Origin of the sequence: Bradyrhizobium sp. SZCCHNRI1009, assembly GCF_032487575.1 — a bacterium.
Taxonomy (GTDB): domain Bacteria; phylum Pseudomonadota; class Alphaproteobacteria; order Rhizobiales; family Xanthobacteraceae; genus Bradyrhizobium.
The window spans coordinates 1-23,319 of record NZ_JAUEUL010000042.1 but is presented as its reverse complement, the minus strand read 5'-3'; the positions used below and the strand labels follow the sequence as shown (position 1 = coordinate 23,319).

19 protein-coding genes are annotated in these 23,319 nt (G+C 65.9%); 5 read left to right on the top strand and 14 right to left on the bottom strand.

Annotated elements, in window-relative coordinates:
* Window positions 1–159: 159 nt before the first annotated feature.
* The 8 genes from QX010_RS32690 to QX010_RS32655 form a co-directional block, all read right to left on the bottom strand.
* Entirely contained in the window at window positions 160–1,077 is a 918-nt protein-coding gene (locus QX010_RS32690) for an SDR family NAD(P)-dependent oxidoreductase (RefSeq protein ID WP_316183657.1), read from the bottom strand.
* A 132-nt stretch (window positions 1,078–1,209) separates the two neighbouring features.
* Complete coding sequence (locus tag QX010_RS32685; protein ID WP_316183656.1) at window positions 1,210–1,686, bottom strand: MaoC family dehydratase; 477 nt, start codon at window positions 1,684–1,686, stop codon at window positions 1,210–1,212.
* A 6-nt stretch (window positions 1,687–1,692) separates the two neighbouring features.
* Window positions 1,693–3,423: an AMP-binding protein gene (locus QX010_RS32680; protein WP_316183654.1), complete on the bottom strand. Its 1,731-nt coding sequence runs from the start codon at window positions 3,421–3,423 to the stop codon at window positions 1,693–1,695.
* Window positions 3,423–4,313 carry a 3-hydroxyisobutyrate dehydrogenase gene (mmsB, locus tag QX010_RS32675; protein WP_316183652.1) on the bottom strand — a complete coding sequence of 297 codons (891 nt, stop codon included), beginning with the start codon at window positions 4,311–4,313 and terminating at the stop codon, window positions 3,423–3,425. Before mmsB ends, QX010_RS32680 begins: the two co-directional genes overlap by 1 nt.
* A 28-nt stretch (window positions 4,314–4,341) precedes the next feature.
* Window positions 4,342–5,418, bottom strand: coding sequence for an enoyl-CoA hydratase/isomerase family protein (locus tag QX010_RS32670; RefSeq protein ID WP_315803155.1), 1,077 nt, complete (start codon window positions 5,416–5,418; stop codon window positions 4,342–4,344).
* Complete coding sequence (locus QX010_RS32665; RefSeq protein WP_315803154.1) at window positions 5,415–6,560, bottom strand: isobutyryl-CoA dehydrogenase; 1,146 nt, start codon at window positions 6,558–6,560, stop codon at window positions 5,415–5,417. The genes QX010_RS32670 and QX010_RS32665 overlap by 4 nt, the downstream gene beginning before the upstream one ends.
* Window positions 6,561–6,762: 202 nt before the next feature.
* Window positions 6,763–8,259, bottom strand: coding sequence for a CoA-acylating methylmalonate-semialdehyde dehydrogenase (locus QX010_RS32660; RefSeq protein WP_315803153.1), 1,497 nt, complete (start codon window positions 8,257–8,259; stop codon window positions 6,763–6,765).
* Window positions 8,260–8,446: 187 nt separating this feature from the next.
* Window positions 8,447–9,103: a TetR/AcrR family transcriptional regulator gene (locus tag QX010_RS32655; protein WP_315803152.1), complete on the bottom strand. Its 657-nt coding sequence runs from the start codon at window positions 9,101–9,103 to the stop codon at window positions 8,447–8,449.
* A gap of 154 nt (window positions 9,104–9,257) precedes the next feature.
* Between QX010_RS32655 and QX010_RS32650 the strand changes: the two genes are divergently transcribed.
* From QX010_RS32650 to QX010_RS32640, 3 genes are all read left to right on the top strand, one after another.
* Entirely contained in the window at window positions 9,258–10,028 is a 771-nt protein-coding gene (locus QX010_RS32650) for an enoyl-CoA hydratase (protein ID WP_316183651.1), read from the top strand.
* 137 nt (window positions 10,029–10,165) lie between these two features.
* The gene (locus QX010_RS32645; RefSeq protein WP_316183650.1) at window positions 10,166–11,353 is read left to right on the top strand and encodes an acetyl-CoA C-acyltransferase; all 1,188 of its coding nucleotides are present in this window, start codon (window positions 10,166–10,168) and stop codon (window positions 11,351–11,353) included.
* Between the two features lie 85 nt (window positions 11,354–11,438).
* A complete protein-coding gene (locus QX010_RS32640; protein ID WP_315803149.1) occupies window positions 11,439–12,722 on the top strand; it encodes an MFS transporter in 1,284 nt (427 codons plus the stop codon).
* A gap of 2 nt (window positions 12,723–12,724) precedes the next feature.
* On the opposite strand, the gene QX010_RS32635 is transcribed toward QX010_RS32640, so the two are convergent.
* Both QX010_RS32635 and QX010_RS32630 read right to left on the bottom strand, forming a co-directional pair.
* Complete coding sequence (locus QX010_RS32635) at window positions 12,725–14,284, bottom strand: acyl-CoA carboxylase subunit beta (protein ID WP_315803148.1); 1,560 nt, start codon at window positions 14,282–14,284, stop codon at window positions 12,725–12,727.
* Entirely contained in the window at window positions 14,214–15,200 is a 987-nt protein-coding gene (locus QX010_RS32630) for an IclR family transcriptional regulator (RefSeq protein ID WP_316183649.1), read from the bottom strand. Before QX010_RS32630 ends, QX010_RS32635 begins: the two co-directional genes overlap by 71 nt.
* A gap of 384 nt (window positions 15,201–15,584) precedes the next feature.
* Here QX010_RS32630 and glsA point away from each other — a divergent pair, with 384 nt between their 5' ends.
* Window positions 15,585–17,444 carry a glutaminase A gene (gene glsA / locus QX010_RS32625; protein WP_316183648.1) on the top strand — a complete coding sequence of 620 codons (1,860 nt, stop codon included), beginning with the start codon at window positions 15,585–15,587 and terminating at the stop codon, window positions 17,442–17,444.
* 673 nt (window positions 17,445–18,117) lie between these two features.
* On the opposite strand, the gene QX010_RS32620 is transcribed toward glsA, so the two are convergent.
* The 4 genes from QX010_RS32620 to QX010_RS32605 form a co-directional block, all read right to left on the bottom strand.
* Window positions 18,118–18,474 (bottom strand): Zn-ribbon domain-containing OB-fold protein, encoded by a 357-nt coding sequence (locus tag QX010_RS32620; protein ID WP_315803145.1) that lies wholly within the window; start codon window positions 18,472–18,474, stop codon window positions 18,118–18,120.
* Entirely contained in the window at window positions 18,471–19,607 is a 1,137-nt protein-coding gene (locus tag QX010_RS32615; RefSeq protein ID WP_316183646.1) for a thiolase family protein, read from the bottom strand. Before QX010_RS32615 ends, QX010_RS32620 begins: the two co-directional genes overlap by 4 nt.
* 346 nt (window positions 19,608–19,953) lie before the next feature.
* Window positions 19,954–21,120, bottom strand: a complete 1,167-nt coding sequence (locus QX010_RS32610; protein WP_316183645.1) for an acyl-CoA dehydrogenase family protein — start codon at window positions 21,118–21,120, stop codon at window positions 19,954–19,956.
* Between the two features lie 4 nt (window positions 21,121–21,124).
* The gene (locus tag QX010_RS32605; RefSeq protein WP_316183643.1) at window positions 21,125–22,330 is read right to left on the bottom strand and encodes a CoA transferase; all 1,206 of its coding nucleotides are present in this window, start codon (window positions 22,328–22,330) and stop codon (window positions 21,125–21,127) included.
* A gap of 264 nt (window positions 22,331–22,594) precedes the next feature.
* Here QX010_RS32605 and QX010_RS32600 point away from each other — a divergent pair, with 264 nt between their 5' ends.
* Complete coding sequence (locus tag QX010_RS32600) at window positions 22,595–23,020, top strand: GFA family protein (RefSeq protein WP_011926088.1); 426 nt, start codon at window positions 22,595–22,597, stop codon at window positions 23,018–23,020.
* Window positions 23,021–23,319: the final 299 nt, after the last annotated feature.

Sequence of the window (23,319 nt, the reverse complement as noted above, 5' to 3'; positions counted from 1 at the left end):
CGCAGAAGAATCCACGCCATGCACCATGTCCAGTCTGTCTGAACCGGACAGCCGTGGGCTTGTCCCGGGCATCCACGCCCGTCCACGCCGCAGTGCCAAAGACGTGGATGGCCGGGTCAAGCCCGGCCATGACGGTGAGTGTGGAGCGGGCTTCGTGCCCTACAGCTTGATCCCCAGCCGTGCCGCGGCCTGCGACACGTACTTCTGGGTCTGCTCGAACGCACCCTGCAGCGCTCGCGCCTTCGACATGTCGCTGATCTCTTGGAAATGCGCGGCGACCGCGTCCGGCGTCCACTCCTCCGGCGGCAAATTGATGCCCTCGCTCTCCAGGATCCTGATCACCGCGAACGAGCCCGCACCCGCCCCCATGATGGTGCGCGTGGGCGCGTCCTCGCTGAGCAGATACTCCACCGCAGGCGTGATCGATTCCGGCTTCATCAGCTCCAGCGCCTGCGGCGGCAGCAGCTCCTCGGTCATGCGCGTGGCCGCGGTCGGCGAGATGATGTTGACGCGGATGTTGGTCTTGCGGCCCTCTTCCGCCAGCACGTTCATCAGGCCGACCATGCCGGTCTTCGCCGCGCCGTAATTGGCCTGGCCGAAATTGCCGAACAGGCCGGAGGACGAGGTCGTCATGACGATGCGGCCGTAGTTGCGCTCGCGCATGCCGTTCCACACCGCCTTGCAGCAGTAGAAGGTGCCGACCAGATGCACGTCCAGCACCTTGGCGAAATCCGCCACCTCCATCTTGGCGAACGACTTGTCTCTGAGGATGCCGGCATTGGCGCACATGATGTCGACGCTGCCCCACTCCTCGGTGGCGCGCTCGACCATCGCCGTGACCTGCTCGAAATTCGAGACGTCGGCCCCGTCGGCCATCGCGGTGCCGCCGGCTCTGCGGATCTCCTCGACCACCGTCTCGGCAGCGGTCATCGAGCCGCCGGTGCCGTCGCGCGCGCCGCCGAAATCATTGACCACGACCTTGGCGCCGCGGCTCGCCAGTCCCAGCGCATGCGCGCGTCCGAGACCATTGCCTGCGCCGGTAACGATGGCGACGCGTCCGTCAAATCTGATTGCCATGATCTTTTCCTTCGGTGAGGTCGTCATGCCCGGGCCTGACCCGGGCATCCATCCACTTCGAAAGACTCTCAGTCTTGATGGATCGCCGGGTCAAGCCCGGCGATGACGATGGGTGGATTGTGACGAAGATTGTTAGCTCAGATAGATCAGCCCGATCCAGTCGGCGACCAGCGCGGGCTTGTCCTCGCCCTCGATCTCGACCGTGACATGGGTGCGCGACTGCAACTCCTTCGGCTTGCGCAGCGTGGCTTCCGCCAGCACGAAGCGGCCGCGCACGCGTTTTCCCGATTTCACCGGCGAGATGAAGCGCAGCTTGTCGAAGCCGTAGTTGACGCCCATCGCCGTGCCTTCGATCGCCGGCATGACCTCGTAGGACATCACCGACAGCAGCGACATGGTGAGGAAGCCGTGCGCGATGGTCGTGCCGAACGGCGTCGCCTTGGCCTTCTCCGGATCGACGTGGATGAACTGATGATCCTCGATCACGTCGGCATAGATATCGATGCGCTTCTGATCGAGCACGTGCCATGACGACACGCCGATCTCCTGGCCGACCATGGCCTGATAGGCTGCAAGCGAAATCGGCGGCTTCTTCCAGATCTGGTTCATGCGTTCCTACACCTCGTGCCCGGACGGCCTGGTCTTCAGCTCCGGGAAATCCTCTTCCTTGAACTCCGTGCCGCGCAGATGATCCGTGCGGTTGTCCTCGTGCTCCAGCCGGCGCAACTGCACGCGGCGGATTTTTCCGGAGATCGTTTTCGGCAGTTCGCTGACCAGCTCGAGCCGACGGATGCGCTTGAATGGTGCGAGCCGCGCCTGGAGATGCTCGAAGATCGACAGTGCCGTGGCGCGCGAGCGCTCCGCGCCCGCCGTCAGCAACACATAGGCTTTCGGTATAGCGAGACGGATGGGATCCGGAGATGGCACAACGGCGGCCTCGGCCACGGCCTCATGCTCCAGCAGCACGCTTTCCAGCTCGAACGGCGAGATGCGGTAGTCGGACGATTTGAACACGTCGTCGGAGCGGCCGACGAAGGTGAGGTAGCCCTCATCGTCCCGGAACACGACGTCGCCAGTGCGATAGCGCGTGCCGTCGGCGCCGGACAGCTTGCCGTCGTCGCCCTGATAGCCCTGCATCAGCCCGGCCGGGCGCTCGCCTGACAGCGCCAGCGTGATCTCGCCCTCGCTTGCCAGATTGCCGTCGATGTCGGCGACCTCGACGCGATAGCCCGGCAGCGGCCGGCCCATCGAGCCGATCTTCAATTTCTGGCCCGGCGAGTTGCCGACGATAGCGGCGGTCTCGGTCTGGCCATAGCCGTCGCGGATCGTCAGCCCCCAGGCGGCGCGCACCTGATCGATGACTTCCGGATTGAGCGGCTCGCCGGCGCCGCAGGCCTCGCGCAGGCTGACCTTGAAGTCGGCGAGATGCTCCTGGATGAACAGCCGCCACACCGTCGGCGGCGCGCACAGCGTCGTGACGCCGCACCGTTTGATGATCGCGAGCAGCCCCTTGGCGTCGAAGCGCGGCTGGTTGACGACGAACACTGTCGCGCCGGCATTCCACGGCGAGAAGAAGCAGCTCCAGGCATGCTTGGCCCAGCCCGGGGAGGAGATGTTGAGATGCACGTCGCCCGGCTGCAGGCCGAGCCAGTACATCGTGGAGAGATGGCCGACCGGGTAGCTGCGATGGCTGTGCCGCACCAGCTTCGGCTTGGCCGTGGTGCCCGAGGTGAAATAGAGCAGCATCGGATCATCCGACTGCGTCGGCCCATCCGGAGTGAACGCCTCGGCCGTATCAGCCGCCTGCTCGAACGGCAGCCAGCCGGCAGGTGCCGCCGGCGCGCCGACGACGATGCGGACGAGATCATCGGCGCCGAGTTCGGCGAACTTCGCCACCTGATCCTGCGCGGCGACGACGGCTTTCGCGCGGCCGCGCTCCAGGCGATCACGCAACTCGTCGGTGGTGAGCAGCGTGGTCGCGGGGATCACGACGACGCCGAGCTTCATCGCCGCCAGCATGGTCTCCCACAGCGGCACGACATTGCCGAGCAGCAGCAGCAGATGGTCGCCGCGTTTCAGCCCCTGCGCGCGCAGGAAATTCGCAACCTGGTTGGAGCGGCGCGACAGCGCGGCAAAGGACAGCTTGGTCTGGCGGTCCTGCGCGGCATCGAAGATCCACAACGCCGTGCGGTCGCGGCTCTCCGGATCGGATGCAAGCTCGGCATCGAACCAGTCGAGCGCCCAGTTGAAGGGCACCGGATCGGGCCAGCGAAAACCCTTCACCGCGGCATCGTAGTCGGTGCGATGCGCCAGCAGAAACGCGCGTGCGTCCTTGAATGTCGTCATCAGGTGGTCCCGGCGAGCTTGCGGACGTGCTGAATGATCCCGGAGAAATCGACGCCACCATGGCCGGCGGCCTCGAACGCCTTGTAGATCTCCTGCGCATGCTGCCCGAGCGGCGTCGCCGCGCCGGCGGCCTTGGCGGCGTCCTGCGACAGCGTGAGATCCTTCAGCATCAGCGCGGTCGCGAAGCCGGGCTTGTAGTCGTTGTTGGCGGGCGAGGCCGGCACCGGGCCCGGCACCGGGCAATAGGACGTCAGCGACCAGCACTGGCCCGACGAGGTCGAGGCGACGTCGAACAACGCCTGATGCGACAGGCCGAGCTTTTCGCCAAGCGCAAAAGCCTCGCTGACCGCGATCATCGAAATGCCCAGGATCATGTTGTTGCAGATCTTGGCCGCCTGACCGGCGCCGGCGCCGCCGCAATGGACGATCTTCTTGCCCATCTTCTCCAGGATCGGCTGGGCTGCGGCGAACGCGCCCTCCTCGCCGCCGCACATGAAGGTGAGCGTCGCGGCCTTGGCGCCGCCGGTACCGCCCGACACCGGTGCATCGACGGCGGCGATGCCGTGCTTGGCGGCCAGCGCATGCGCGGCGCGCGCGCTCTCGACGTCGATGGTCGAGGAGTCGATGATGACAGCGCCCTTGGACATCGCCGGCACGACCTCGTTCCAGACCGCCAGCACATGCTTGCCGGCCGGTAGCATGGTGACGACGGCGTCGGCGCCTTTGGCCGCCGCGACGGCGCTGTCGGCGATCTCGGCGCCATCGGCCTTGGCCTGCGCACGCGAGGCTTCGACCAGATCGAATGCCACCACCTTGTGGCCGGCCTTGACCAGGTTGGCGGCCATCGGGCCGCCCATGTTGCCGAGGCCAATGAATGCGATCGTTGCCATGGTTCGTTCTCTCCCCTCGACCTGATTGTTATCTCGTTTGCGGAAATGCCAGCTCGTCGGCGCCGATCTCAGCTAGATAGCGCGCCAGCATCTCCGGCGTCACCTGATCGACATCCGGCGGCGACCATTTGGGATTGCGGTCCTTGTCGATGATCGCGGCGCGGACGCCTTCGCGAAAGTCGTCGCTGCGGAACACTTCGAGTGCCGCACGATACTCGCGCACCAGGCATTCCTCCAGCGACGCCGCTCCGCGCGCCAGCCGCAGCAGCTTGAGCGTCACGACCATGCCGCGCGGCGACTTCTCCTTGAGCGTCTTCTGCGTCGCCAGCGCCAGCTCCGATCCATCCGCGTCCAGCGCCGCGAAGATGTCGTGCATGCTGTCCTGGGCAAACCAGGCGTCGATCTTCGCCTGCTGCGCAGCCACCGGCCCGGCCGTCTCGTCCGTTGCGAAGCCCGCGATCAGCCGATCGATCTCGATCGAGAGCGTGCCCGGCCGGACCTTGGTCAGAACCTCGCGCAGCGCCGGCCAGCTCGAAGTCGGCACGACGGCATCGGCAAAGCGCGCATGGATCGCATCGGGCCCGTTCATGGTCTGCCCGGTCAGGCCGAAATAGGCGCCGAGTTCGCCTGGCGCGCGCGATAACAGCCAGGTGCCGCCGACGTCGGGAAAGAAGCCGAGGCCGACCTCGGGCATCGCAAGCTTCGTTTTCTCGGTCACGATGCGGTGGCGGCCATGCGCCGACAGGCCGACGCCACCACCCATCACGAGCCCATCCATGTAGGCGACATAGGGTTTTGGGAACGCCGCGATGCGCGCGTTCATGATGTATTCCTGACGCCAGAACACCTTGCCAAGGTCGCCATTCACCTTCGAGCTTTCATAGAGCCCGCGAATGTCGCCGCCCGCGCAAAGTCCCCGCTCGCCCGCGCCTTCCAGCACGACAACCGCGACGGCCGGATCGACCTCGAACTGATCCAGCGCGGCGTCGATGCCCATCGACATCTCCAGCGTCATCGCATTGATCGCCTTCGGCCGGTTCAGCCGGATGATGCCGGCCGAGCCCTCGCGGCGGACGATCAGGTCGCCTTCGAGGACCTCGCTCATCGCGCGGCCTCGATCAGCTTGCGCGACACGATCAGCCGCATGATCTCATTGGTGCCTTCGAGGATCTGGTGTACGCGCAGGTCACGCACGATCTTCTCGATGCCGTATTCGCTCAAATAGCCGTAGCCGCCATGCAGCTGCAGCGCCTGGTTGGCGACCTCGAAGCCGACATCGGTACCGAAGCGCTTGGCCATTGCGCACAGCATGGTCGCGTCAGCATCCTTGCGGTCGAGCGCGGCCGCCGCACGCCAGACGAAGGTGCGCGCCGCCTCCAGCTCGATCGCCATGTCGGCGATGCGAAACTGCAGCGCCTGGAATTCGTCGAGCCGCTTGCCGAACGCCTTGCGCTCTTTCGTATAGGCCAACGTCTTGTCGAGCGCCGCCTGCGCACCACCGAGCGAGCACGCGGCAATGTTGAGGCGGCCGCCGTCGAGCCCGGCCATCGCGATCTTGAAGCCGATGCCCTCCTCGCCCAGCCGGTTGGCGACCGGCACGCGCGCATTCTCGAAGATCACGGCGCGGGTCGGCTGCGCATTCCAGCCCATCTTGCGTTCATTGGCGCCGAACGACACGCCGGGGGTATTGGCGTCGATCACCAGCGTCGAGATGCCGCCGGGACCGTCTGCTCCCGTGCGCACCATAGCGACCAGGATGTCGGTCGCGCCCGCGCCGGAGATGAACTGCTTCTGCCCGTTGAGCACATAGTCGTCGCCGTCGCGCACCGCGCGCGTGCGCAGCGCCGCCGCGTCGGAGCCTGCGCCCGGCTCGGTCAGGCAATAGCTCGCGATCAGGTCCATGGCGCAGAGCTTCGGCAGGTAAGCTTGGCGCTGCGCCTCGGTGCCGAAGGTGTCGATCATCCACGAGGCCATGTTGTGGATCGAGATGAAGGCCGAGACCGTGGGGCAGCCCGTCGCCAGCGCCTCGAAGATGAGCGCAGCGTCGAGCCGGCTCAGGCCGGAGCCGCCGACATCGTCGCGAATGTAGATGCCGCCCATGCCAAGGCTTGCGGCCTCGCGCATCACGTCCACCGGAAAATGCTTCTCCTCGTCCCAGCGCAGCGCATGCGGGGCGATCTTCTCCGCGGCGAAGGCGCGCGCCATGTCGCGCACCGCGATCTGATCCTCATTGAGAGCGAACTGCATTCGTTCTCCGCGTTTCCTTAGATTTGTTGTTTGGCTTTGGCGCTGCTCCGAACTCCGTCATTGCGAGCGTAGCGACTTGTCCGCCGAAGCCTCTGGGCGGAGGCGGAAGCAATCCAGGATCTTTCCGCGGGGGCAGTCTGGATTGCTTCGTCGCTTCGCTCCTCGCAATGACGACGGCGAGAGTCCATCAAGGACCCTCAACTCACTTCATCAGCGGGATCGAGAACTCCGCGCCTTCCTTGACGCCGGACGGCCAGCGCGAGGTCACCGTCTTGGTCTTGGTGTAGAAGCGGATCGAATCCGGGCCATGCTGGTTGAGATCGCCGAAGCCGGACTTCTTCCAGCCGCCGAAGGTGTAATAGGCGATCGGCACCGGGATCGGCACATTGATGCCGACCATGCCGACATTGACCTTGGCCGCGAAGTCGCGGGCCGCGTCGCCGTCCCGGGTGAAGATCGCAACGCCGTTGCCGTAATCATGCTCGGACGGCAGCGCCAGCGCCTCGGCATAGTCCTTGGCGCGCACGACCGACAGCACGGGTCCGAAGATCTCTTCCTTGTAGATCCGCATGTCCTTGGTGACGTTGTCGAACAGGCAGCCGCCCATGTAGAAGCCGTTCTCGTAGCCCTGCATCTTGAAGCCGCGACCGTCGACGGCGAGCGTCGCGCCCTCCTTGACGCCGATCTCGACATAGTTCTTGACGCGCTCGACCGCCTCGCGGGTCACCAGCGGGCCGAAATCGGCCGACGGATCGACGGATGTGCCGATCTTGAGGCTTTCGACGCGCGGGATCAGCTTATCCATCAGCCGGTCCGCCGTGGTCTTGCCGACGGGCACCGCGACCGACACCGCCATGCAGCGCTCGCCGGCCGAGCCGTAGCCGGCTCCGATCAGCGCGTCGACGGCCTGGTCGAGATCGGCGTCGGGCATGATGATGGCGTGATTCTTGGCGCCGCCGAAGCACTGGCAGCGCTTGCCGTGGGCGGCGGCGCGCTCATAGATGTACTGCGCGATCGGCGACGAGCCGACGAAGCCGATCGCCATGATGTCCGGATCCTCGAGGATGGCGTCGACCGCCTCCTTGTCGCCGTTGACGACGTTGAGGATGCCCGGCGGCAGACCGGCCTCAATCATCAGCTCGGCGAGCTTCATCGGCACGCCCGGATCGCGCTCCGAGGGCTTCAGGATGAAGGCATTGCCGCAGGCGATGGCAGGGGCGAACTTCCACATCGGAATCATCGCCGGGAAATTGAACGGCGTGATGCCGGCAACGACACCGAGCGGCTGGCGCATCGAATAGATGTCGATGCCGGGTCCGGCGCCTTCCGTGTACTCGCCCTTCATCAAATGCGGAATGCCGCAGGCGAACTCGACGACTTCGAGGCCGCGCTGGATATCGCCCTTGGCGTCCGGAACGGTCTTGCCGTGCTCACGCGCGAGCAACTCGGCGAGCTGGTCATAATCGCGCTGGGCGAGTTCCAGAAACTTCATCATCACGCGCGCGCGGCGCTGCGGATTGGTGGCGGCCCAGGCCGGCTGCGCAGCCTTGGCGTTCTCGACCGCGGCCCGGAGCTCGGCGCGCGAGGCCAGCGCGACCTTGGCCTGAACATCGCCGGTCATGGGCTCGAAGACATCGGCCGTCCGTCCGGACGTGCCCTTGACCTCTTTGCCGCCAATGAAATGACCGATCGAACGCATGGGGTATCCTCCGCAGGGGTAAGCAGTGCCGATTTGGCCGGCATCTTGCAGTCTTTGCGGCGTTTGGGAAGGGTCTAGGCGCTGATCGGCGCTGCGAAAATGCAGCCCCTTCGCTCGGTCGGCACGATCACGGCAGACCCCGCGACGTGCAGCGTGCCGCGTCCAGCATCCGACCCCACAAGAGGGATCAGCGCTTTGCGGCGGCCGTCTTCTTCGCAGGCCTGTTCGCGGGCGTTCGCGCGGGGGATTTCCCCGCCGGTCCGCCGCCACTGGCGACGGCCAGCGCCACCTCGCGCCCGGAGCTCAGAATATCGTCGGACAATTCGCCGCTGCCGGTCAGTCGCGCCATCACGAGCGTCCCCGTCAGCGTCGCAAGCATCGCCGAAGCGCGCTTTCGCGCCGTCCTGGCCGGAACGTCGACGATGTACTCGGCGAACAGGTCGATCAGCTCTTCCAGCTTCGCGGCAAAAGCCTTGCGGGTCTTGGCGCTCTCACGGGCGATTTCCGCCCCGAGCGCAGGAACCGCGCAGCCGTGACCGACATCGTCACGATGCCCCGCGGACAGATAGCCATCGACGATCGCCGCAAGCCGCTTCTGCGGCGGCAACTGGTCCAGCAGCTTGCGCCAATGCTCCATCGAACGGTCGATCGCATAACCGAACGCCTCCACCACCAGCGCCTCGCGCGAATCGAAATGCGCGTAGAAGCCGCCGTGAGTCAGTCCGGCCTCCTTCATCAGGTCGGCAACCCCGACGCCGTGAGCGCCGCGCTCGCGCAGCCGCACCGATGCCTTGCGCACGATCCGCGCGTGGGTTTCCGCCTTGTGTTCCGGAGAGTAGCGCATTGCCGTCCCATTGAATGTCTGCGGTCATACTATAACAGCTCTGCGTCCTGCTCGCTGCAGCTATTTGATGAATTCGAGTTGATCTAAATCAACTTCGCTGGCCTGATTTATTCCCGACACACCCCTGTTGCCCAGGAACCCGACGAGGACGACGATGGACATGCTCAATTCCCACTGCGGCGTGAGTCGTGACGGCCGCGGCGTGGTCCGGCTGACGATCTGCAATGCCGGCCCGCTCAACATTCTCGGTTCGGCGGCGATTCTCGACGTGGAAGCCGGCCTGCAATCACTCGCCTCCGATGCCGGCATTCGCGTTCTCGTTTTGGCCGGCGAAAGCGGGAAGAGCATGATCGGCGGCGCCGACATCAAGGAGATGGCGACGCTGGACCAGGCGTCGGCGGAAACGTTCATCTCGCGACTTGCCGGGCTCTGCGAAGCGGTGCGACATTTTCCTGTCCCCGTGATTGCGCGGATGCCGGGGTGGTGCCTGGGTGGCGGATTGGAGGTCGCAGCAGCCTGCGATATCCGCGTCGCGGGGCATGATGCCAAGTTCGGCATGCCCGAGGTGCGTGTCGGCATCCCGTCGGTCATTCATGCCGCGCTGTTGCCACGTCTCATCGGCTGGGGCCGCACGCGCTGGCTGCTGATGACCGCCGAGACGATCGACGCGCCGACCGCGCTCGCCTGGGGCCTCGTCGATGCCGTCGCCGCCGAGGGAGAACTCGACATCGCGGTCGAGAAGGCCGTGGCATCCCTGCTCGCCTGCGGCCCCGAAGCGCTGCGGACTCAGAAGGCCCTGCTGCGTCAATGGGAGGAGCTGCCGCTGAAGGAGTCGGTCGAGATATCGATCGGCGCCTTCGGACGATCGTTCCTGACCGATGAGCCAAAACGGCTGATGCAACATTTCATCGACCGCAAGCGATAGCAATTTCCTCCAAGTCTCGGCTCTCGGAGCCCGACAGTCTTGCGCCAGCTTCACGATGGTTCAGCAGGGATCGCCGGGGTTTCCTTTTGCGAGACGCTATTATATGATGGCCATCATCTTTTATCAGGGAGCCTGTCATGGCCTCATCCGATTCCGTCGTGATCCTGTCCGCCGCCCGCACTCCGTTGGGCCGTTTCATGGGCGAATTGTCACCGCTGAGTGCGAACAAGCTCGGCGCGCACGTGATCGGATCGGCGCTCGAACGCGCCACCGTCTCGCCCGATGCGGTCCAGGAGGTGTTCATGGGCAACGTGCTGTCGGCCGGCCAGGGCCAGGCTCCGGCACGGCAGGCCGCGCGCGGTTCCGGCCTGCCGGACGCCACGGGCGCCACCACGATCAACAAGGTCTGCGGCTCCGGCATGAAGGCGACGATGTTGGCGCACGACATCATTCGGGCGCGCTCCGCCGAGATCGTCGTATCAGGCGGCATGGAGAGCATGAGCAACGCGCCGTATCTGCTGACCAAGGCGCGCGGCGGCTATCGTGCCGGCCACGACCGGATCCTCGATCACATGATGCTGGATGGCCTGGAGGACGCCTATGAGACCGGACGCTCGATGGGCGATTTCGGCGAGGCCACGGCCGAGGCCTATCAGTTCACCCGCGCCGACCAGGATGCCTACGCCATCGAGACGCTGACGCGTGCGCGCAAGGCGGTCGAAGGCGGGGCATTCAAGGCCGAGATCGCCCCGATCACGATCGTCGAGAAATCCGGCCCCCGCCTGGTCGTCAATGACGAGCATCCGCTGAAGGTCGATCCGGCGAAGATCCCGGCACTGAAGCCGGCGTTCCGCAAGGATGGCACGATTACGCCCGCGGCGTCCTCCGCGAATGCGGATGGCGCTGCGGCACTCGTGCTCGCCACGCGATCGCGTGCCGACCGCGACGGGCTGCCTGTCCTCGCGGAGATCAAGGGCCACGCCACGCACAGCCAGGAGCCGCAATGGTTCACGACGGCGCCGATCCCGGCGATCCGGAAGCTGCTCGACAAGGTCGGCTGGCAGGTCGAGGATGTCGACCTGTTCGAGATCAACGAGGCGTTTGCGGTCGTCGCCATGGCCGCGCAGCGCGACCTCGGCATTGCGCGCGACCGGCTGAACGTCAACGGCGGCGCCTGCGCACTGGGCCATCCGATCGGCGCCACCGGCGCGCGGCTGATCGTGACGCTGGTGCATGCGATGCAGGCCCGTGGACTGAAGCGCGGTGTCGCCGCGCTATGCATCGGCGGCGGCGAGGCGACGGCGATCGCGCTCGAGCGGCCGTAATGTCCTGAATCGAGGGAACTTAGCCATTTATGTCGTCGACGCGTCCTGGCAAAATGGGCGCAATCCTCATCGGACTGAGAAGCACATGATCTCGAACCGGCTCGCGGCAGCACTCGCACGGCGCAACATCCACTATGGCTGGGTCATGGTGGCCGTAACATTCTTTACGGCCCTGGTGTCGGCCGGCACGGTGGGGGCGCCGGGCGTGTTCATCGTGCCCCTCCAGCAGGAGTTCGGCTGGAGCACCGCCGAGATCTCCTCGGCACTCTCCATCCGCTTCGTGCTGTTCGGGCTGATGGCCCCGTTCGCCGCCGCCTTGCTCAACCGCTATGGCCTGCGCAACATCACGTTGCTGGCCCAACTGATCGTGGTCACTGCGCTGCTTTCGTCGTTGGCGATGAGCCAGGTCTGGCACCTCGTGCTGCTGTGGGGCGTCGTGATCGGCATCGGCACTGGCATGACCGCCTTGGTGCTGGGCGCGACCATCGCCACGCGCTGGTTCGTCGCGCGTCGCGGCCTCGTGGTCGGGGTTCTCACCGCCAGCGTCGCCACCGGACAGCTGGTGTTCCTGCCGCTGCTCGCCAGCCTCACCGAGCGGCTCGGCTGGCGCGTCGCGCTTGCGCTCGTCTGCATCGCGCTCGGCGTGTCCGCGACCGCCGTGCTGCTCTTGATGCGCGACCGGCCGAGCGACCTTGGCCTGCGCCCGTACGGCGACAAGGGCACCGAGCCGATCGCAACGCCCGCGCCCGTCACGACGCCGATCCTGACGGCTGCGCTCGGCACCCTCCGCGACGCGGCGCGCGCGCCGGTGTTCTGGATGCTGTTTGCGACCTTCTTCATCTGCGGCGCCTCGACCAACGGCCTCGTCCAGGTGCATCTGATCCCGATGTGCCTCGACTTCGGCATCCCGCAGGTCCAGGCCGCCAGTCTGCTCGCCGCGATGGGCATGTTCGACTTCGTCGGCACGATCGTGTCGGGCTGGCTGTCGGACCGGTACGACAATCGCTGGCTGCTGTTCTGGTACTATGGCCTGCGCGGCCTCTCGCTGCTCTTCCTGCCGTTCACGGACTTTTCGTTCTATGGCCTGTCGCTGTTCGCGATGTTCTACGGCCTCGACTGGATCGCCACCGTGCCGCCGACGGTGCGGCTGACGGCGCAGCGGTTCGGGCCCGAGCGGGCCAACCTGGTGTTCGGCTGGGTGTTCGCCGGACATCAGCTCGGCGCCGGCACCGCCGCATTCGGCGCGGGCCTGTCGCGCACGCTGTTGCAGAGCTATCTTCCGGCATTCTTCACCGCCGGCGCGCTCTGCATCGTCGCAGCCCTGCTCGCGCTCGCGATCGCGCGGCAGGCCAAGCCTGCCGCGGCGTGAGCTCACGGCCGCGTCGTCATCGCCGTCGGCGGCCCCGGCGTGCGCAGCGGCTCGGCGAGACGCGCGAACTCGCACAGCAGCGCGCGCGTCTTGCGGGGATCGATGATCTCCTCGACCCAGAACTTCTCGGCGGAGCGGAACGGCGAGCGCAGCTTGGTCAGCCGCTCCTCGATCTCCTTCAGCTTCGCCTTCGGATCAGGCGCGGCATCGATCTCGGCGCGATAGGCCGCCTCGATGCCACCCTCGAGCGGCAGCGAGCCCCAATGGGCCGACGGCCAGGCATAGCGGATCGAGAAGCGATCGGCCGGCTGATGCACGACGCCGGCGACGCCGAAGTTGTTGCGCACGATCACCGTGCACCACGGCACCGTCGACTGGTTGACCGCGGCCATCGCGCGCACGCCGTGGCGGATGGTCGCCGCCTTCTCCGCCTCCAAACCGACCATGAAGCCCGGGCAGTCCATCAGGTAGACGATCGGCAGATGGAAGGTCTCGGCGAAGTCGACCCAGCGGATCACCTTCTGGCAGGCGTCAGCGGTCCATGAGCCGCCGTAGTGATAAGGATCGCTCGCCAGCACCATCACCGCACGGCCTTCGAGCCGGGCGAGGCCGACGATGAGCGGGCGGCCGTAATTCTGTGACACCTCGAAGAACGAGCCGTTGTCGACGACGGACTCGATGATCGGGCGCATCTTGTAGACGCGACGGCGATCCCGCGGCACGGCGCTGATCAACTGATCGTCCGTGCGCTGCGGATCGTCGGTGCAGGGCAAGGTCGGCGGCAGCTCATGGACCGACGACGGCAAATAGGACAGGAAGCGGCGCGCGCAGGCGAACGCTTCCGCCTCAGTGTCGACCGCGTGGTCGACGCCGCCCGCCTTGGTCTGGATGTCGGCGCCGCCGAGCTCCATCTTGCCAAGGTCCTGGCCCAGCCGCTTCACCACCGGCGGACCGGCGACGAACATCGCCGACTGCCTGGTCATGACGGAGTAGTGGCTCGCCGCGAGTCGCGCTGCGCCCAGGCCGGCAACCGAGCCGAGGCCGAGCGCGACCACCGGGACCAGCGACATGTTCTCGGTCGTGTAGCGGTACCAGCGATTGCCGCCGATGCCGCCAGGCAGGTTCGCCGCGCCCTTGGTCTCGATGGTCTTGACCGAGCCGCCGCCGCCGGAGCCTTCGATGATGCGGATGATCGGCAGACGGAAGTCGTGCGCCATCTCCTCCGCCATCAGCGGCTTGGCGGCGATCGACGCATCGGCCGAGCCGCCGCGCACGGTGAAATCGTCACCGACCACGACCACGGTGCGGCCGTCGACGCGCGCGCGCCCGAACACGCAATTCGCAGGCGTGACGTGCTTGAGCTCGCCCTGCTCGTCATACTCGCCGAGGCCGGCGACCGCGCCGATCTCGTGAAAGCTGCCGGGATCGACGACCCCGTCGATGCGCTCGCGAACGGTGAGGCGGCCCTGGTCGTGCTGACGCTTGACCTTGTCAGGCCCGCCCATCTCCCGCGCGAAGGCTTCGCGCCGGGCCAGTTCCTCGAGCTCCGGCTGCCAACTCATTCGTTCCCCCTGCCCCGGTGATGGTCTTGTTCTTATGGTTGGTCTTCGCGTTCACCTGGAGCGGTTTTCTGTCCATCCGGTTGTTGAAGACGTCGGCTTCGGCGCCCTGCAATAGCGCCGCGATGCTGCGGCCCAGCTCGCACATCGGCTGGGCGACCTCGTCGTGCAGCCGCTGCTCGTCGTACATCGCCGACAACAGCCCGATCGTGAGCACGACATAGGTCTGGTATTGCGGCGACCACAGCGGCAGCGCGACGCCGTTGATGTGAGCGCTCCACAGGCCGCAGGCCACGACGTAGCCGTGCTCCTTGAGAAACTGCCTGTTGTGCTCGAGGCGTGGCCGCAGCAGCTTGGCCGCGTCCGGCATCTCGCGCTCCATCTCGGCCAGCAGGGCGTCGCCGACCTCCGGCTCGAGCGCGGCGACATAGGCATGCCCGGCCGCGGTCGAGGCCATCGAGATGCGGCTGCCGGTGGTCTCATGCAGGCCGAGCGCGTTGGCGGCGCGGCCGAACTCGAGATAGACGAGGTGGAAGCGGTCGGGAATCACGAAGCCGACCGTGCCGGGCAACTGCTCGGCGACGTCCTGCAGCCGCTGCCGGATCAGATTGCGCAACTGCAAGCCGCGGGTCATCGACGTGCTCATCGCCACCGCGCTCGGGCCGATGCGGTATTTCTGATCGCGCGGCAGGTAAACCAGCTGGCCCATGCGGGTCAGCGTGTGCGTGAGCCGCGACACCGTCGACCGCGGCAGGCCGCAGCGGTTGGAGATTTCGAGATTGCCGAGCCGCGCCTCGTGCCCTTCGAAACAGCGAAGCACGTCGAACGCCCGCGACACCACCTGAATGACCTCGCCCTCGCCGGCGAGATCTCCGGGCAGCATGCTGCCCCTGCTCAATCGCTCAGACCGTCGTCCCATCCGTTTCCCACCAATTCCGTCATGCGGAATGATATTCCGCTTATCGAACAAGCTAGCCCAGCCATTTTGCCGTCACAACAGTAGACCGTCTCTAAAAGCCACCGTTCTTCAGCGTGTTGGCACAAGACTCGACGCCCTCGCACAATCGGCAGCGGGATGCGGGAGTAACGATCATCGCCGGTTCCAAATGGCGGTACCGGAGCGCTGGCCTTCGATCGGCATCCCCTCCTGCGCATGGCAACACCGGGCGGTCATCACGCCCGCGAGCCCGCTCAAACGGTGGGCAGCGGCAACATTTGACCAGCCTTGCGACAAGTGTGGGCTGGCTGCGCCCGCGCGGCTGCGACATAACCGGCGCGAGACCTTGTTCCCGCCGAGCTTCCGATGACCACCCACCCGACGCCGATCAGAAATCCTCAGCATTGGGCGACGGCCGCCATGCCGCCGCTGCAGCGCTTCCTGTCCGCATGCCATGCCGACTTCTGGCCCGATCATGACGGCGCCGTCGCGAACTACATCCCCGAGCTCGGCAAGGCCGACCCGTCGCATTTCGGCATCAGCCTCGCCACGCTCGACGGCCACATCTACGAGGTCGGCGACAGCCGTGTGCCGTTCACGATCCAGTCGATGTCGAAGCCGTTCGTGTTTGCGCTCGCGCTCGATACGCTCGGCTCCGACGAGGTCGAGCGCGTGATCGGGGTCGAACCGTCGGGCGATCCCTTCAATTCGATCCGGCTCAATGCGCAGAACCATCCGTTCAATCCGATGGTCAATGCCGGCGCGATCGCCTGCAGCGGCCTGATCCGCAAGGCACGGCACGACGACGCCTTCGAGACCATCCGCGACGCGCTCGGCCGCTTCGCCGGCCGCGAGCTCGATGTCGACGACGCGGTGTTCGCATCGGAAGCCGTCACCGGCGATCGCAACCGCGCGATCGCCTATCTGCTGCGGACCTCGGACGTCATCAGGGAGCCAGTCGACGAGGTGCTCGCGGTCTACTTCCGGCAATGCGCCGTGCTCGTCACCGCGCGCGACTGCGCGATCATGGCGGCGACGCTCGCCAATCGCGGCGTCAATCCGGTCACCGGCGAGCAGGTGGTGACGCCCTATGCGGTGTCGCGCACGCTGTCGGTAATGACCTCCTCGGGCATGTATGACTTCGCCGGCGAGTGGATCTACCGCGTCGGCATTCCCGCCAAGAGCGGCGTCGGCGGCGGCATCCTGGCAAGCCTGCCGGCGCGGCTCGGCCTCGGCAGCTATTCGCCGCGGCTTGACGGCCACGGCAACAGCGTGCGCGGCATCAAGGTCTGCGAGGCGCTGTCGGCGCATTACGGCCTGCACATGCTCAACCGCTCCGACGATGCGCGCACCACGATCATCGCCGACTACGACATCGGCGCCAGCCCGTCGCGGCGCAGCCGCCGCGCCCAGGAGCGCACCATCCTCGCCGCACATCCCGACGCGGTGCGCGTGCTTGAGCTGGTCGGCACGCTGTCCCTCTCCAACGTCGACTACGTCTCGCGCCAGCTTGCGGCGGGCACGCGGCCGCAATTCGTCATCGTCGACCTCCATCGCGTCACCGCGATGACGCAAGCCGGCCTGCGCCTGCTCTCCGAGCTGTTTCACGAGCTGGCCGACTTTCACGTCACCGTCGTGCTGTCGGGCATCCGCCGCAGCTCGCCGGAATGGCAGGAGATCGCGGCCCGCACCGGCGACATCAAGAACGTGCGCGACTTCTACCTGCTCGACACCGCGATTGAATGGGCCGAGGACCAGATCGTCTATCGCTATGGCGGGGCGATCGACTTCCTCGAAACCACCGAGCTCGCCGAGCAGCCGCTGCTTGCGGGGATCACCGAAGACGAGCGCCACGAGCTCGCGGCGCTGGCAACCATCCGGCACTATCAGCAGGGCGAACGCATCCTGGCGGCCGGCGATGTGGCGGCCTCGCTGTTCTTCCTGCGCTCCGGCGTCGTCCACGTCACCCTGCCCGACGGCATCCGGTTGGCGACGCTGACGGCAGGGCAATGCTTCGGCGAGATGGCGTTGCTTGAGCCCGTGCGCTCCGCCGACGTCGTCGCTGATTTCTCCGCCACCGCCTTCGAGATCTCGCTGGTGGATTTCGAACGTTTCCGCGTGCGACATCCGAAAGCCGGCGAGCGCATCATGCGCAATCTCGCGCAACTGCTGGCCGAGCGTCTGACAATCGCCAATGCGCGGCTCAACCTGCTCGCGGCAGACTGATTTCGCTGCATCGGCCTTCGTCATCGACGTGTCGCACGCGCCGAAGCAGACAAATACTCAAGGTTGCATTTCACAGTAGTTAGTAGTTCCGGTCGATATCTTTCATCACTCGTATTTGTACGGGCTCGCCCAAACGTTACCGGGACTCGGTCGCAGGACAACCATAAGCGAGCCCAATTCGCGCCGCATTACCCGACGATGTTCTGAACCGTCGATGAACGCCGAGTGGGGACTCGCAAAGCGGACATCGAAGTGGGGTGTTCCGAGTAAAATTCCAGCCGACGTAGCGTGTGTAATTGCGCCACGGAGAGTCGTGTCCAGTGTCCAGGGAGGAAACGGCATGAAGGAAGCCACTAAGAGGGCAACGTCGGAGGCACTCGCGCATATGCTGGCGGTGACGTCCATGATCGTCATCGCCAGCGTCCTGTTCTACGGGCGATGAAGGGCTGTCTGGAGGTTCTGCGTCGCAGTTTCTTCATCGCCCGTAGGTAGGGTTGTGAGCTTGATTGCTCACGCGAACGACCGAGTTGAGTTGCGTTTGAGTTAGTGAGCGTAGCGTAACAGTATTGCGTCAATCGCGCGGCGATCCGGGTCGGGACGAATTTGTGATGCGTATCGTCCCGCCTCGGCCGCCCGCGGTCGACCTCTCCCGACGTCGCCCTGTTTTCCATCATCATTTGGCTTTCCCGAAGTAAGGCACGATGCCGCCCGCGAAGGTGACGAAGCGGGCCGTGACGGGATCGCCGATCGCAAGTTCGTGGTCGCCATGGGCCATGATGCGAAAGCCCTCGCGCATATCCACCAGCACGATGTTGTAGGGCACGTGCGCGCGCGTCTCCGGCGTCGCCGCGCGGCACACGAGTGATGCCGCATAGATTGTGCCTTCGCCTGTCGCCGCGTGATCGGTGAGCGCAAGCGAGCCGCAGGCCGCGCAGAAGTCGCGGCGGAAATACTGCAGGTGGGCGCAGCACGCGCAGCGCTGAAAGCGAATCGCTGCAACACCCCTGGTCCAGTCCGCCGATTCGCTCATCGCACACGCTCCCAGAACATGCTGACATGCGACGACAGCACGCCGCCATCGCCGTGCAGCAGCGCCAGCTCTGCTTCGCGTACCTGGCGAGGTCCGGCGCGCCCCGTCATCTGCAGATGCGCTTCGCTCAGATGCGCCATGGCGCCGCCGACGCCGCAATGGCCGTAGCTCAAGAGGCCGCCATGGGTGTTGAGCGGCACGGCGCCGTCGCGGCCGAAATGACCGGCCCTGACCCGCGCCGCCGCCTCGCCGCGGCCGGCCAGGCCAAGATCCTCGAGCAGCATGCAGAGCGTGATGGTGAAGCTGTCATAGACGGCGGCGTAGTCGACGTCCTGGATGTCCACACCCGCTGCTGCCTTCGCCTTCGCGATCGCAATCTCGGCGCCGAGCGCGCTCAGGGCCGGCGCCGCCGTGACGTGCTGATGCGTGTGCGCCTGGGCGCAGCCGCGCACGCGCACCGCCGTCGCTCCGGTCGGCTCGCGGCTGATGATGATGGCGGCACCGCCGTCGGAGACCGGACAACAGTCGAGCAGCTTCAGCGGCCGCGCGACCGGCTTCGATGCCATGACGTCGGCCACCGTGATGGACTCGTGAAATTGCGCACCGGGATGATCCAGCGCGTGCGTCCGCATCAGGACGGCGAACTCCGCGAGATCCTGTTCGGTGACGCCGTATTCGTGCATGTAGCGCGAGGCGACGAGGCCGTAATAGGCAGGGATCGTCGGCCCGAGCGGCAACTCATAGTCGGGATGGCCGACTTGCGCCAGCGCCTGGATCGAGGCGTCGCGGCTCTGCCCGGTCAGGCGGTTCTCGCCGGCGACGACGAGCATGTGTCTGACGACGCCGGCTTCGACCAGATGATGCGCCAGCATCACCATCGCGAGGCCGGTGGCGCCGCCGACCTGCACGGCGTGGGCATAGGAGGGCGTGATGCCGAAATGCTCGGCGAACACGGTGGCAAGCATGATGTGCGGCGACACCGTGGAATAGCCGCACAGGATGCCGTCGATGTCACGCCGTGTCAGCCCGGCATCGTCGAGCGCAAGCTGCGCGGCCAGGCTCATCAGGTCGAGCGAGGAGCGGCCGTCGTGACGGCCGAACGAGGTGAGGCCGGTGCCGGTGATGTAGGTCATCGTGCCACTCGCTCCCCCGTCATTCCGGGGCATCGCGCAGCGATGAACCCGGAATCTCGAAATGAGAGACGATCGTGCACGACAAGCTCGAGATTCCGGGTTCGCGACTTCGTCGCGCCCCGGAATGACGAGGTCTGACGTACAGAGTCTATTTTTGATCGAGGACGATGCTCCGAGGACAACTGCGCTCCCCTCCCCCTTGCGGGGAGGGGTTGGGGGTGGGGGTAGCCACACAACGAGTCTTTGTGGGGTACCCCCCTCCCTGTCCCTCCCCCACAAGGGGGGAGGGAATGCTGGCATTGTGCGTCCATCACGTCTGCGTTCGCCATCTCAGTGCAATTCATCCTCAATACGATTTCGGCAGGCCGAGGACCTTTTCGGCGATGAAGCTCAGGATCAGTTGCGGGCTGATTGGGGCAATGCGGGGGATCAGGGATTCGCGCAGGTAACGTTCGACGTGGTACTCGCGCGCGTAGCCGAAGCCGCCGTGAGTCATCACCGCCTGCTCGCAGGCGTGGAAGCCGGCCTCTGCAGCGAGATATTTGGCGGCGTTCGCCGCTGGCCCGCACGCCATGCCCTGGTCATATTGCCAGCCGGCCTGCAGCACCATCAGCCAGGCCGCCTCCAGCTCCATCCAGTTCTTGGCCAGGGGATGCTGGATGCCCTGGTTCTGGCCGATCGGGCGGTTGAACACGTTGCGCGTCCGCGCATAGGCTGACGCGCGCGACAGCGCGAGCTGGCCGAGGCCGACGGCTTCGGCCGCGATCAGGATTCGCTCCGGGTTCATGCCGTGCAGGATGTAGTCGAAGCCCCGGCCCTCCTCGCCCAGCCTATCCTCGACTGGAATTTCAAAATCCTCGAAGAACAGCTCGTTGGAGTCGACCGGCTTGCGGCCCATCTTCTCGATCTCGTGCACCTTGATGCGGCCGCGATCGAAATCGGTGTAGAACAGGCTGAGCCCATGGGTCGGGCGCTGCACCTCCTCGAGCGGCGTGGTCCGCGCCAGCAGCAGGATCTTCTCGGCGACCTGCGCGGTCGAGATCCACACCTTCTGGCCGTTGACGATGTAGCGGTCGCCCTTGCGCACGGCGCGCGTCTTGAGCTGTGTGGTGTTGAGGCCGGTGTTCGGCTCGGTCACGGCGAAGCACGCCTTCTCGCTGCCATCGACGATGCGCGGCAGCATCCGCGCGCACTGCTCTTTGGTCCCGAACACGACGACCGGATTGAGCCCGAACACATTCATGTGGATCGCCGAGGCACCGGACATGCCGGCGCCCGATTCCGCGATGGTCCGCATCATGATCGCGGCATCGAGGATGCCGAGACCGGAGCCCCCATACTCCTCGGGAATGCAGATGCCGAGCCAGCCGGCGTCCGCCAAGGCCTTGTGGAAGTCGGCGGGAAAGCCGCCCTCCTTGTCCTTCTTCAGCCAGTAGGCGTCGTCGAAGCGCGCGCAGATTTTGGCCACCGCATCACGGATCGATTCCTGGTTGGCGGAGAGCGCGAAATCCATCGTCTCACTCCCTGGCAGGCGCCGGCGTGGTCACGCCGTCGCGGATCATCGCGGCGATCTCCTCGTCCGAGAAACCAAGCTCGTGCAGGATCTGCGCGCCATGCTCGTTCGGCCGCGCCGCCAGACGCTGCGGCTCGGCCTTGGTCTCGGACCAGGTCGCGGAAACGCGAGTGCTGCGGATCGGGCCTTCGGTCGGATGTTCGACCACGGGAAAGAAATCGGTCGCCACGAGGTGCGGATCGTTCAGCAGGCTTTCGAGATCGTGCATCGGCATCACCGGAATGTCCGCCTTGTCCAGCAGCGCGGTCCATTCCGCCGTGGTGCGCGTCTCGAAGATGCGCGCGAGCTCGGCATAGACGATGTCGATGTTGGCGGCGCGACGGGCGAAGCTGTCGAAGCGGTCATCAGCCCGCAGGTCGGTGCGGCCGGATGCCGCGAAGAATGCGTCCCATTGCTTGTCGTTGTAGACGATGACGCAGATATGGCCGTCGGCGGTCTTGTAGGGTCGGCGGTCCTGCGACAGATGCCGGGCGTAGCCGCCGCGGTCCAGCGGCGGCTCATAGGTGAGACCGCCCATGTGATCGCCCATGATGAAGGCCGACATGGTCTCGAACATCGGCACGTCCAGGCGCTGGCCGCGGCCGGTGCGGTCGCGATGCACAAGGCTGGCGCAGATTGCGCCGACCGCCGTCAGGCCGACGATGCGGTCGACCAGGGCATTCGGCACATAGCGCGGCGTGCCGTCGCCGGCGACGGCCATCAGGTGAGACAGCGCCGCCCCGCCCTGGATCAGGTCGTCATAGGCCGGCTTGGCCGCATAAGGTCCGTTCTGGCCGAAGCCGAACACGCCGGCATAGACCAGCCGTGGATTCAGCGCGGCGACCACCTCGTAGCCGAGGTTCAGCCGTGCCATCGCCTGCGGACGGATGTTGTAGAGCAGGACGTCGGCATCCTTGACCATGCGCAGCACGGCTTCCCGTCCCGCCGGCTTCTTGAGGTCGAGGCAGATCACGCGCTTGCCGCGGTTGGTGTTGAGGGTCACCGGCCCCATGCCGGGATGACGCCAGGGGCCGATCTTGCGGGTGACGTCGCCGTCGGGTGATTCCACCTTGATCACGTCGGCGCCGTAATCGCCGAGCGTCTGGGCGGCATACGGCCCCATCAGCACGGTGGTCATGTCGATGACCTTGATGCCGGCAAGCGGTCCCATCGCGGCGTCAGCTCCCTCGTTCGTCGTTATGGACAGAGCTAACGGCACACCCGGTTCCGGGGCAAGCGGGCGCGCGCGTATGGGGCCATGCGTGGGATTGCGCCGTCGCAACATTCCGCCGCGCGGATCACTGCCGGACGCCCGCCGTTGCATCGCACCAGATGTTCCGTGCCAACACCTGCATTCTGCGATTCCCTTTCGCCGGGCAGCTGTGTCAGCATGGCAGTCCAACATCCAAAAAGACGATTGAGGGAGAACGCTGTCATGACGCTGTATCAGGGCAAATGCTTCTGCGGCACGGTCGAGCTCGAGGCCGATGGCGAGCCGGAGGCGATGGGTTATTGCCACTGCTCGTCCTGCCGCTCCTGGTCGGCCGGCCCCGTCAACGCCTTCACCCTGTGGAAGCCTTCGAACGTGCGGGTCACCAAGGGCGCGGAGGCGATCGGCACCTATCACAAGACCGACATGAGCCACCGCAAGTACTGCACCAAGTGCGGCGGTCATCTGATGACCGACCATCCGCCGCTCGGCATGATCGACGTCTATGCCGCGACCATTCCGACCTTGAAGTTCACGCCCGGCGTCCACGTGAATTACGCGGAGAGCGTGCTGCCCATCAAGGACGGCCTGCCGAAGCTGAAGGATTTTCCGGCCGAGTTCGGCGGCTCCGGCGAGATGATGCCGGAGTGAGCCAAGGTTCGCTTTCAACAGGCGGGCAAGCATCACCGGCCTCGCGACAGGATCTGTCCGAGCTCTGCTGATCGATGTGGCCCTCTCTTGAAAAAGAGGGCGCAGGGAAGGCCGGGTGCCGACTGGCACCCGTGGCCCCCGTGCGAAAGAAAGCACGGGGAGAGAACCACAGGTTCAGCCGGATCAACCCGGCCCTCCCTGCGCGATGGTCTTCACGCTTATTTCGCGCTCTTGTGTGTTCGAAACCTGCCAGAATGTGCGAACGGGCGGTTCTGACCAACCGCCCGTCGCTGGATCTG